The organism is Laedolimicola sp. (assembly GCF_051972735.1).
GTDB lineage: Bacteria > Bacillota > Clostridia > Lachnospirales > Lachnospiraceae > Laedolimicola > Laedolimicola intestinihominis.
In genome coordinates this window covers 45022-56747 of sequence record NZ_JBOKYU010000010.1, presented here as the reverse complement: position 1 = coordinate 56747, position 11726 = coordinate 45022, and the positions used below count along the sequence as shown (strand labels likewise).

Below are 11726 nucleotides of genomic sequence, written 5' to 3'. Positions count from 1 at the left end.
AATATATAAAGTAAGACTTTACGAAATGGATTTTATACAATATGTCGGATGAAAAATGCCGTTTCCCATAGAAAAACAGAAAAGAAATGGAAAAGAACAGGTAAAGTTTCTGCGAAAAGTGCGAAAGATAGCGGAAAAGCAGAAAAAAGCAAGTTCGTGAAAAGAATATCAATATTCAACAAAGTGTATGATTGCTGATTTTGAAAGAGAACACTATAATAGGACACATAGTAGATAAGAGATACGAATGAATCACTTGTTAAATTATCTACAAAAAAACCACAGACGTCGGCCGCAGAAGGGCCGATAACTATGAAAGGAGAAGTTTTACAATGGGATTCAAAACTGACATCGAAATCGCACAGGAAACAGAGATGCTGCCGATTACTGACATCGCGGCAAAGGCAGGTATCGACGACAAATATCTGGAGCAGTACGGAAAGTACAAAGCAAAAATTGACTACAATCTGCTGAAGGAGAAACCGGCTGAAAACGGCAAGCTGGTTCTGGTGACCGCTATCAACCCGACTCCGGCAGGAGAAGGAAAGACTACCACATCCGTAGGCCTGGCAGACGGTATGCAGAAGATTGGCAAAAAGGTTATGGTAGCCCTTCGTGAGCCGTCCCTGGGACCGGTATTCGGCGTAAAGGGCGGAGCAGCAGGCGGCGGATACGCACAGGTAGTTCCGATGGAGGATATCAACCTTCACTTCACCGGCGACTTCCACGCTATCGGCGCAGCCAACAACCTGCTGGCAGCGATGATTGATAACCATATCTTCCAGGGCAACGCTCTGAACATCGACCCAAGAAAGATTACCTGGAGAAGATGCGTAGATATGAATGACCGTCAGCTGCGTAACGTAGTAGACGGACTTGGCGGAAAGACCAACGGTATGCCGAGAGAGGACGGCTACGATATCACCGTAGCATCCGAGATTATGGCTGTTCTGTGTCTGGCTAAGGACATCACAGACCTGAAGGAAAGACTTGCAAGAATTATCATCGGATATACATACGGAAAGGTTTCCGAGCAGAAGCCGGTTACCGCTGGCGATCTGAACGCACAGGGCGCTATGGCAGCTCTTCTGAAGGACGCTCTGAAGCCGAACCTGGTACAGACTCTGGAGCATGTACCGGCTATCGTACACGGCGGACCCTTTGCGAACATCGCTCACGGCTGCAACTCTGTAACCGCTACCAAGATGTGCCTGAACCTGGCTGATTACACCATCACAGAGGCAGGCTTCGGCGCTGACCTGGGTGCTGAGAAGTTCCTGGATATCAAGTGCCGTATGGCAGGACTGAAGCCGAACGCAGTTGTTATCGTAGCGACTGTACGTGCTCTGAAGTACAACGGCGGCGTTCCGAAGGCAGACCTGAACAATGAGAACCTGGAGGCTCTGGAGGCTGGTCTTCCGAACCTGCTGAAGCACGTAAGCAACATCACCAACGTATACAAGCTTCCCTGCGTAGTTGCTATCAACGCATTCCCGACCGATACCAAGGCAGAGCTTGACCTGGTAGAGAAGAAGTGCAAGGAGCTGGGTGTAAATGTCGTTCTGTCCGAAGTATGGGCAAAAGGCGGCGAAGGCGGCGTAGCTCTTGCAGAAGAAGTGGTACGTCTCTGCGAGCAGCCCAACGATCAGTTTACATACTCCTACGAGCTTGAGGGAACCAGCATTGAGGATAAGTTGAACGCTATCGTAACCAAGATCTACGGCGGCAAGAGAGTTGTCTTGACCGCAAACGCTCAGAAGCAGGCAAAGCAGCTCGAGGCTATGGGCTTTGGCAACTGCCCGATCTGTGTAGCTAAGACACAGTACAGCCTGACTGACGACCAGACCAAGCTGGGCGCTCCGAAGGACTTCGAGGTAACCGTTCGTAACCTGAAGATTTCCGCGGGCGCAGGCTTCATCGTAGCCCTGACCGGCGAAATCATGACCATGCCTGGTCTGCCGAAGGTACCGGCTGCAGAGAGAATCGATGTAGACGAGACCGGAAAGATCAGCGGACTGTTCTAAGAAAATCCGGCGCAGGAAACGCTTGAACAGCGTTTCTATAGAATAGCTACCCATTATAAACCTAAATAAATAGACACAAGGGAAGGACCATCAGGCCCTTCCCACTTGTGCGCATAGGGAAATGTATGGTATAATTGGAATATCATTTTGATACATAAAGGAGAACGATATGGGATTTTCAACCAGCAGATGTGATGAATTTGTAGAAGTACTGGCTTCCAAGGCTCCCGTTCCGGGCGGCGGCGGAGCATCCGCACTGGTAGGCGCAGTGGGCACTGCCCTGGGCAACATGGTAGGCAGCCTGACCGTAGGTAAGAAGAAGTACGCAGACGTAGAGGAAGAGATGTACGCGCTGAAGGAGAAGGCGACGGCTCTTCAGAAGGATTTCCTTCGTCTGATTGAGAGAGACGCAGAAGTTTTCGAGCCCCTGGCCAAGGCTTACGGCATGCCCCGTGAGACCGAGGAGGAGAAGGCTGAGAAGGCGCGTGTCATGGCGATCGTGCTGAAGGACGCCTGCTCTGTACCCATGGAGATCATGGAGAAGTGCTGTGAGGCGCTGGATCTTATCGTAGAGTTTGCGGCAAAGGGTTCTGCTCTTGCTATCAGTGATGCAGGCGTAGGCGCTGCGTTCTGCAAGGCGGCTCTTCAGGGTGCTTCCCTGAATGTATTTATCAACACCAAGTCCATGGCGGACAAGGAGTACGCGGCAGAGCTGAACGCCAAGGCGGATGCTATGCTTGAAAAGTACACCAAGATTGCGGATGATATTTTCGCAAGCGTCACAGCGAGACTGAGATAAAATAAAAGGAAGGAAATAAAAAAATGGCAAAGCAGTTATTAGGAAAAGAAGTAACAGCAGCACTGAACGAGCGCATCAAAGCAGATGTGGCAGCATTGAAGGAAAAGGGAATCAACCCCACACTGGGAATCATCCGTGTAGGTGAAAACGAGAGCGACATCTCCTATGAGAGAGGCGCAACCAAGCGCTGCGAGACTCTGGGCGTAGCATGTGAGAAGATTCTGCTTCCGGCAGACGCTACCCAGGAGCAGGTTCTGGCAGCAGTTGATAAGGTAAATAAGGACGACAGCATTCACGGCGTTCTGCTGTTCCGTCCGCTTCCGAAGCACCTGAACCAGACTGAGATTGAGAATGCCCTTGACCCGGCTAAGGACGTAGACTGTATGACCGACGGTTCCATGTCCGGCGTATTTACAGGCAAGGCTGTAGGCTTCCCGCCCTGTACACCGCAGGCATGTATGGAGATTCTGGACCATTACGGAATCGACTGCACAGGCAAGAAGGCAGTAGTAATCGGACGTTCCCTGGTTGTTGGAAAGCCGGCAGCTATGATGCTTATCAAGAAGAACGCAACCGTAACCGTATGCCACACCAAGACTGTGGATATGCCCAGCGTAGCGCGCGAGGCAGATATCCTGATCGTGGCAGCAGGCCGCGCAGGCGTTGTAACCAAGGATTACGTAGCTCCGGGCCAGACGGTTATTGATGTGGGAATCAATGTAAATGCAGAGGGCAAGCTTTGCGGCGACGTAGCTTACGCAGAGGTTGAGCCTATCGTAGACGCTATCACTCCGGTACCGGGCGGCGTTGGAAGCGTAACCACTTCCGTGCTGGTTGGACATGTGGTAGAGGCAGCTAAGAGAAAATATATGTAAAGAAAAAGCGGCTTACATAGCCGGTTAAGAGACGGCCCGGGCGGGAAAAAATGAGGTGTCCCCTCAAAATCCTGCTTAGGGCTGTTTTTTGTTGCCAGTGGCAGGTCCTGCAGGTTGACTTTTGGGGCAGGTTTTCGTACACTATGTATGACGATACCAAAGAGGAGGTATTTCTCATTATGAAACTGAGCACCGCTATCCTGGCAGATAAGTTAAAATCCAAATTCGGACTACAGAACAAAAAGGCCCTGTCCGATGAACTGCATCTGGAGCAGGTCTTATTTTACGACGACGGAGACGAGATGCAGCCGGATAAAATCTATATTTATACCCAGAAGCCGGGCGCGGCGGAGATGCTGGTGGTTCCGGAGCGGACAGTACTGTTCTGCATGGGTAAGGTACATACAAGAAATACCGAGAACGACGGCCAGGTTTTTCAGGTTATTGATGAGACGTCGCCCTTTACGCTTCTGAATGAAATTCAGCGGATTTTCGATTATTACGACCGGTGGGAGAAGCGCCTTCAGGAGCTGACACGACAGGCTGACAATATTCAGGAACTTCTGGACGAGAGCTTCCGGATCTTCCTGAATCCCATTATCGTAAGCTCCGCCGACTATTTTGTTATCGGCTATTCCAGCGTCATTGATACCCGGGAGGAGTTGTCCAGCCTGGTGGATTTGGATTCTGTCATTCAGTCCAGCGATGAGTACCAGAACGGCAAGCGCATCCTGAACCAGCGGAAAAAGCGGGGGGCATACTACCTGCCGGAATACATCACCGGAGCCCGGACTCTTCGCGTGAATCTATTTGAAAATGCTCAGTTTATTTATCAGATTATGATGGTGGAAAGCTTAAGTCGGTTCAAGTCCTATGACGGCGCGCTTCTGGAATATCTGTCTGCCTATATTCAGACGGCCCTGGCCCGCTTAATTGATTCCCGGGTGGAAATCGGGCACCGGCTGGATCGTATCCTATCCGATATACTGTCCAATCCGGGTCGTGACAATAAGAGCGCTGAAAAATGGTTTTCGGAATTCGGCTGGCTGGCGACGCATCGCTATTTCTGTGTCAGCCTGAAGGTCAATTCCCTGGACTGGGCCAATATGACCGTCCGATTCATTTGCAAACACATGGAAAGTATGCTGGGAAAATGTGGAAGCTGCGCCTTCCAGTATGAAAATAATATCGCCATTTTCGTCAACCTGACGCTGATGGAGAGCGGAGCGGAGGAGGTGCTGGAGAAAATGGTGAGCTTTCTGAAGGATACTTTTTTAAAGGCCGGGGTCAGCAATGAATTTACAGGCTTTGAGCAGTTGGATGCCTATTACCGGCAGGCGGTGACAGCTCTGGATGTGGGCTGCAGGAGAAAGCCCTATCGCTGGATTTACCGTTTCGACGAGGTGGCCCTGGACTACGTGCTGGAGCGAAGCAGCTCAGAGCTTCCGGTGCGTCTGGTCTGCTCAGATCGGATTTTGAAGCTGCAGGCCTACGACGAGGCACATCACACAGATTATTATCATACCCTGAAGACCTATGTGGAGAGTCAGCTGAACGCAGTACAGACCGCAAAGAAGCTGTTTATCCACCGAAGTACCTTTTTATACCGGATGGAAAAGATTGAAGAGCTGGTGAAGCTGGATTTGAATGATTACGACACGCTTCTCTATGTGATGATGACCTTCCGGATTCTGGAGCAGGAGGAACAGAAATAGGAAACTGAATAGAAAGCATACCCCTTGCATATATTTTAACAGCATATATGGAAGGGGTATTTTTATGGACAAAAATTCCGAATATAATCTGTATCAGGATATCCAGACCCGGACGGGAGGCGAGATTTATCTGGGGGTGGTGGGGCCGGTGCGGACCGGAAAATCCACCTTTATCAAGCATTTTATGGATTTGTGCGTGCTGCCGGGGATAGCGGATGAGCATGAACGGACCAGAACCCGGGATGAACTGCCCCAGTCGGCGGCGGGCAAGACGATTATGACCACGGAGCCCAAATTTATTCCCAAGGAAGCGGCCAGCGTGCGGATTTCCGAGGATGTGGAAATGAAGCTTCGGATGATTGACTGCGTGGGCTTTCTGGTGCCCGGAAGCGAGGGGCATATCGAGGACGGGGCCGAGCGCATGGTGAAGACACCCTGGATGGAAGAAGAGATTCCATTTTCAGAAGCCGCGGAGATAGGGACCAGGAAGGTGATTGCCGAGCATGCCACGGTGGGCATCGTGGTGACCTGCGACGGTTCCTTTGGCGACATTCCCCGGGCCAATTACATAGAGGCGGAGGAGCGGACCGTGGCGGAGCTTAAGAACCTGGGGAAGCCGTTCCTGATTCTGCTGAATTCGGAAAAGCCCTACAGCGAGCCCGTGACCACGGAGGCGACTGCCCTGCAGGAGAAATACGGCGTGGCGGTGCTGCCGGTGAACTGCGCGCAGCTTAAAAAAGAGGATGTGACGAAGATTCTGACCCAGCTTCTCTACGCGTTCCCGCTGGTGCGCGTGGAATTTTTCGCGCCCCGTTGGACGGAAATGCTGCCGCCGGAGCATAAAATCAGGCAGGATATGATTGCCCATATCCGGGAAATGGCAGAGCGCCTTCAGACTATCCGGGATATGAAGCAGGAGAATCTGGAGCTGGACAGCGCGTATATTCAGCGGGCTGTGCTTAAGGAGGTGCGGCTGGACAGCGGCAGCGCCCGGGTGCAGTTCGATGTGGATGAGAAATATTATTACGAGCTGCTGGGCGAGCTGACCGGCAGTGAGATTCCGGATGAATATGAGCTGATAGCCCTTTTGAAAGAGTTGTCCCGGATGAAACGGGAGTACGAGAAGGCAGAGACGGCGCTTCGGGCCGTGCGGCAAAAGGGCTATGGCGTCATGCTGCCGGAGAAGGCGGAAATCACTCTGGAGGAGCCGGAGCTGATTCACCAGGGGAGCAAGTACGGCGTAAAAATTCGTTCCGTAGCTCCCAGTATCCACCTGATCCGGGCCAACATTGAGACCGAGATTGCGCCTATCGTAGGAAATGAGGATCAGGCCCAGGATTTGATTACCTATCTGAAGGACAGCGCCGGGAGCGGGGAAGGAATCTGGAATACAAATATCTTTGGCAAGTCCGTGGAGGAGCTGGTAGAGGACGGCATCCGCAGCAAGATTTATCAGATTGGGGATGAAAGCCAGGTGAAGCTTCAGGATACCATGCAGAAGATTGTAAATGAAAGCACCGGCGGGCTGGTGTGTATCATTATCTGAGAGAATGCCGGAACAGGAAGATCGGGATCTGCCGGGAGGAGATTCCGGTCTTTTGGCCGTGAAAAGTGGACCTTCCTGATAAAAACAGTTTACCGGAACATGTATCTATGCTACACTTGTAACTGTGTTCTTTGTACACTACAAGATATTAGGAGGGAAACAATGTTAGAAAAGTTGTTTAAACTGAAAGAGAATCATACCACAGTGAAAACGGAGATTCTGGCAGGTATCACCACATTTATGACCATGGCGTATATCCTGGCAGTGAATCCCAGTGTCCTTGGCGCGACGGGAATGGACCAGGGAGCGATTTTCACTGCGACGGTTCTGGCAGCGGTGATCGGTACCGTGTGCATGGCTCTGTTTGCAAATTATCCGTTTGCGCTGGCGCCCGGTATGGGACTGAACGCTTATTTTGCGTATACGGTAGTCATCGGTATGGGATATCCGTGGCAGGCAGCTCTGGCAGCCGTATTTGTGGAGGGTGTGATTTTCATCCTGCTGTCTCTGTTCAATATCCGTGAGGCGATTTTCAACTCCATTCCGACCAACCTGAAAAAGGCCGTATCCGTAGGTATCGGCTTCTTTATCGCGTTTATCGGACTGCAGAATGCCAAGATCGTTGTAGGCGGAGCGACTCTGGTAGAGTTCTTCTCCCTGGACGCCGTAGAGGGAGGCACCATGCATGACGTGGGAATCACCGTATTCCTGGCGATTTTAGGCGTTCTGATCACTTCTGTTCTGGTCATTAAGAACGTAAAGGGCAATATTCTCTGGGGCATTCTTGCCACCTGGATTTTGGGTATTATCTGCCAGCTCACAGGCATTTATGTTCCGAATCCGGAGATCGGCTTCTATAACCTGCTTCCGGATTTTTCAGCCGGAATCTCCATTCCGAGTCTGGCACCGATTTTCTGCAAGCTGAACTTTACGGCGATTCCGTTCAGCCAGTTCATCGTCATTGTATTCGCGTTCCTGTTTGTGGATATGTTTGATACCCTGGGAACCCTGATTGGCGTAGCTTCCAAGGCGGACATGCTGGATAAGGACGGTAAGCTTCCGAACATCAAGGGCGCGCTGATGGCAGACGCAGTGGGAACCACGGTAGGAGCTCTTCTTGGAACTTCTACCACCACCACCTTCGTAGAGAGCGCCTCCGGCGTATCCGAGGGCGGAAGAACCGGCCTGACGGCCATGACCACCGCGGTACTTTTCGCGCTGGCTCTGCTGCTTTCCCCGATTTTCCTGGCTATCCCGTCCTTTGCGACGGCTCCGGCCCTGATCGTCGTAGGCTTTTACATGGTAAATCAGGTGGGTCTGATTGATTTCAGCGATTTTGGCGAGGGTATTCCGGCCTTTATCTGTATCGCGGCTATGCCGTTCTTCTACAGCATTTCCGAGGGAATCTCCATGGGAGTTATCTCTTACGTGGTGCTGAATATAGCCACAGGCAAGGCAAAGGAGAAGAAGATCAGTATTGTTATGTATGTACTGGCTGTGCTGTTCCTGCTGAAATATTTCCTGATTTAAGGAGAGCGGAAGGCAAATTACAGACAGTACGCAGTTAGACGTGGAGAAAAATGCAGCGTACAGTGGAGAGGAGTAAGAATATGCTTGTAAAGATATACACCGACGGCGCGGCCCGCGGCAACCCGGGCGGACCGGGCGGCTACGGCGTGGTGCTGCATTATACGGACAGTAAGGGGCAGCTCCATGAGAGGGAGTACAGCCAGGGCTATAAGAAAACCACCAATAACCGGATGGAGCTGATGGCAGTTATCACAGGTCTGGAAGCGCTGACGCGTCCCTGCCGGGTGGAGCTCTATTCGGATTCCAAATATGTGACGGACGCCTTCAATAAGCGCTGGGTGGATTCCTGGCTGAAAAAGAACTGGAAGGGCAGCTCCGGACCAGTGAAAAACGTGGACCTCTGGAAGCGGCTTTTAAAGGCGAAGGAGCCCCATCAGGTGGAATTTATCTGGGTCAAAGGCCATGACGGTCATCCGCAGAACGAGCGCTGCGATCAGCTGGCTACCACGGCGGCGGACGGGGACGGACTGATAGAGGACGAGGGACTGAATGACTGATTTCTTATTATAATAGTAGGGAAATAAAATAACAGAGCAGATGTGTGGTAGAAAAATACAGAAATACCGGACATCTGCTTTTATTTGTTACATAAATGGAAAAAGAAGGTAGAATATCTTACGGGAAATGGTGGAAATCTTAAGAAAATGCGAAGAAGGGATTGCGAAAAGCTGCTCTGTTATGCTAAAATAGCAAAATCACTGCCTTTTCGGTGCTGACGGGAGAAACAGACCGGAAAGAGAAGAAAAGGAGAGTAATTATGAGTGATAACAATTTTAAGCCTTACATTCCGGCTGAGAAGTCTCTTCCGGAGTTTACGGCGACCTCTGTCATTCTCGGTATTCTGCTGGCTGTTCTGTTCGGCGGCGCAAACGCTTACCTGGGACTGAGAGTTGGTATGACTGTTTCCGCGTCTATTCCGGCGGCAGTTATTTCCATGGGTGTCATCCGTGTCATCCTGAAAAAGGATTCTGTTCTTGAGAACAATATGGTACAGACCATCGGTTCCGCCGGTGAGTCCGTAGCCGCAGGCGCTATCTTCACCATGCCGGCTCTGTTCCTGTGGGCCAGCGAGTGGGGCACCAGTGCTCCGTCTCTGGTAGAGATCGCCATCATCGCAGCTATCGGCGGCAGCCTGGGCGTTCTGTTCATGGTTCCGCTGCGGAAAGCACTGATTGTGCAGGAACACGGCGTACTTCCCTATCCGGAAGGGCAGGCTTGCGCGGAGGTACTTCTGGCAGGTGAGGAAGGCGGAGAGAAGGCCGGTATCGTATTCAAGGGTCTGGGTCTGGCAGCAGCTTACAAGTTCGTCACAGACGGCCTGAAGCTGTTTCCCAGCGAGGTTCATTATGAGATTCCGGCTTACAAGGGATCCGGCGTCGGTATCGACGTACTTCCGGCTCTGCTTGGCGTCGGCTATATCTGCGGAACCAAGATTTCTTCCTACCTGTTCGCAGGTGGTGTACTGGGCTGGTTCGTGCTGATGCCGCTGATCGTTCTGTTCGGTCAGAATGTCACCCTGTTCCCGGCGAGTGTAAGCGTCGCTGAGCTGTACGCGGCAGACGGTTCCTTCGCTATCTGGAGCAACTACATCAAATACATCGGCGCAGGCGCCGTAGCAGCGGGCGGAGTCATCAGCCTGATCAAGTCCCTGCCGCTGATCGTTCGCACCTTCCGCGACGCCATGAAGGGCTACGGCAAGGGCAATGCAGGAAGCGATCTGCGTACAGACAAAGACCTTCCGATGAAGGCTATCATCCTTGGCGTAGTAGCTCTGGCCCTGCTGATCTGGCTGATCCCGATTGTTCCGGTGAATCTGTTCAGCGCAATTCTGATCGTGATTTTCGGTTTCTTCTTTGCAACCGTATCCTCCCGTATGGTAGGTCTGATCGGAAGCAGCAACAACCCGGTATCCGGTATGACCATCGCGACGCTTCTGGTAACCGCTATGATCCTGAAGGCGACCGGTCAGGTAGGCCAGGCTGGTATGACAGCAGCTATCGCTATCGGTTCTGTGATCTGTATCACAGCAGCGATTGCCGGAGATACCTCTCAGGACCTGAAGACCGGTTACATCGTAGGCGCTACACCCTGGCGTCAGCAGATCGGTGAGCTCATCGGTGTGGTAGCATCCGCAGTGGCCATCGGCGCGATCCTGTACCTGCTGAATGCAGCATGGGGCTACGGTTCCACCGAGCTTCCGGCTCCCCAGGCGACTCTGATGAAGATGATCGTAGAGGGCGTTATGGGCGGCAACCTGCCCTGGACCCTGGTATTTGCAGGCGCGTTTATCGGTATCGTAGTGGAAGTCCTGGGTATCCCGGTACTTCCCTTCGCCGTAGGTCTGTATCTGCCGATTCATCTGAGCACTCCGATGATGATCGGCGGTCTGGTTCGTCTGTTCCTGGAAAAGAAGAAGGGCATGGACGAGAAGGCAAAGAAAGATATGATCGACAACGGCGTACTGTATTGCTCCGGTCTGATCGCAGGCGAGGGCCTGGTAGGTATCCTGCTGGCAGTCTTCGCGATCATCCCCATGGCAAATGGTTCCCTGGGCGACGCGATGGGCGATACCATTCTTTCCAGAACCCCGCTCAACGGCAATATCGGCGGTCTGATTTTCTTTGCCCTGCTGACCGCGACCCTGTTCAAGGTCACCATTGGCAGAAAGAAGAAATAAATGAAGAAAAAAAAGAATTATCTGGATTTTGTGCCGGTCTGCGCGCCGGGCTACAGCTGGAAGTTGAATGAAAAGAAGCTGGTGGAGATAGAAGTACAGAACAAAGGCTTCTATAATTGGCTGGCACAGAAGTTTTTCAAGCGGCCGAAGGTCAGCTATATCAGTCTGGACGAGTACGGCAGCTTTGTATGGCAGCAGATGGACGGCCAGCGGACCATCTACGACATCAGCTTTCTGGTAAAGGAATGCTACGGCGAGGAGGCGGAGCCGCTTCTTCCGCGCCTTACGAAGTTTTTCCAGATTCTGTATCAGAACCATTATATCGGATACAGTACTCCGCTGGAGAAAAAGAAACAAGCATAGAGATCAGGAAATATTAAGAATTGGCAGCAGTCCTTCCTCCCGGAGGGCTGTTGCCTTTTTCTTTGGAAACGGGTAAAATAGATATCAGATAAAATGGACGGCGGCAGCGAAGGGACGGAATCCATGGCGGGACGGAA

Annotated in this window: 9 protein-coding genes; all 9 read left to right on the top strand. The window is 51.8% G+C overall.

What is annotated here, in order from left to right; all coding sequences use genetic code 11:
* Positions 1-332: 332 nt before the first annotated feature.
* Positions 333-2024: a formate--tetrahydrofolate ligase gene (locus ACTRC3_RS04420; protein WP_349164220.1), complete on the top strand. Its 1692-nt coding sequence runs from the start codon at positions 333-335 to the stop codon at positions 2022-2024.
* 169 nt (positions 2025-2193) lie between these two features.
* On the top strand, positions 2194-2823 hold the full coding sequence (locus tag ACTRC3_RS04415) for a cyclodeaminase/cyclohydrolase family protein (protein ID WP_349164219.1): 630 nt from the start codon (positions 2194-2196) through the stop codon (positions 2821-2823).
* Positions 2824-2846: 23 nt separating this feature from the next.
* On the top strand, positions 2847-3698 hold the full coding sequence (locus ACTRC3_RS04410) for a bifunctional 5,10-methylenetetrahydrofolate dehydrogenase/5,10-methenyltetrahydrofolate cyclohydrolase (protein WP_440321841.1): 852 nt from the start codon (positions 2847-2849) through the stop codon (positions 3696-3698).
* A gap of 179 nt (positions 3699-3877) precedes the next feature.
* Positions 3878-5413 carry a PucR family transcriptional regulator gene (locus ACTRC3_RS04405; protein ID WP_440321840.1) on the top strand — a complete coding sequence of 512 codons (1536 nt, stop codon included), beginning with the start codon at positions 3878-3880 and terminating at the stop codon, positions 5411-5413.
* A gap of 64 nt (positions 5414-5477) precedes the next feature.
* A complete protein-coding gene (gene spoIVA / locus ACTRC3_RS04400; protein WP_440321839.1) occupies positions 5478-6959 on the top strand; it encodes a stage IV sporulation protein A in 1482 nt (493 codons plus the stop codon).
* A gap of 162 nt (positions 6960-7121) precedes the next feature.
* Entirely contained in the window at positions 7122-8489 is a 1368-nt protein-coding gene (locus tag ACTRC3_RS04395; protein WP_440321837.1) for an NCS2 family permease, read from the top strand.
* Positions 8490-8569: 80 nt separating this feature from the next.
* A complete protein-coding gene (gene rnhA / locus ACTRC3_RS04390) occupies positions 8570-9046 on the top strand; it encodes a ribonuclease HI (RefSeq protein WP_440321836.1) in 477 nt (158 codons plus the stop codon).
* Between the two features lie 257 nt (positions 9047-9303).
* Positions 9304-11226 carry an OPT family oligopeptide transporter gene (locus tag ACTRC3_RS04385; RefSeq protein ID WP_440321845.1) on the top strand — a complete coding sequence of 641 codons (1923 nt, stop codon included), beginning with the start codon at positions 9304-9306 and terminating at the stop codon, positions 11224-11226.
* Entirely contained in the window at positions 11227-11589 is a 363-nt protein-coding gene (locus ACTRC3_RS04380) for a PqqD family protein (protein ID WP_440321834.1), read from the top strand.
* The last annotated feature ends 137 nt before the right edge of the window (positions 11590-11726 follow it).

What these genes read in the sequence shown, in the direction of transcription:
- ACTRC3_RS04420 (WP_349164220.1), top strand. Translation starts at nt 333, where the DNA reads ATGGGATTCAAAACTGACATCGAAATCGCACAGGAAACAGAGATGCTG.
- ACTRC3_RS04415 (WP_349164219.1), top strand. Translation starts at nt 2,194, where the DNA reads ATGGGATTTTCAACCAGCAGATGTGATGAATTTGTAGAAGTACTGGCT.
- ACTRC3_RS04410 (WP_440321841.1), top strand. Translation starts at nt 2,847, where the DNA reads ATGGCAAAGCAGTTATTAGGAAAAGAAGTAACAGCAGCACTGAACGAG.
- ACTRC3_RS04405 (WP_440321840.1), top strand. Translation starts at nt 3,878, where the DNA reads ATGAAACTGAGCACCGCTATCCTGGCAGATAAGTTAAAATCCAAATTC.
- spoIVA (WP_440321839.1), top strand. Translation starts at nt 5,478, where the DNA reads ATGGACAAAAATTCCGAATATAATCTGTATCAGGATATCCAGACCCGG.
- ACTRC3_RS04395 (WP_440321837.1), top strand. Translation starts at nt 7,122, where the DNA reads ATGTTAGAAAAGTTGTTTAAACTGAAAGAGAATCATACCACAGTGAAA.
- rnhA (WP_440321836.1), top strand. Translation starts at nt 8,570, where the DNA reads ATGCTTGTAAAGATATACACCGACGGCGCGGCCCGCGGCAACCCGGGC.
- ACTRC3_RS04380 (WP_440321834.1), top strand. Translation starts at nt 11,227, where the DNA reads ATGAAGAAAAAAAAGAATTATCTGGATTTTGTGCCGGTCTGCGCGCCG.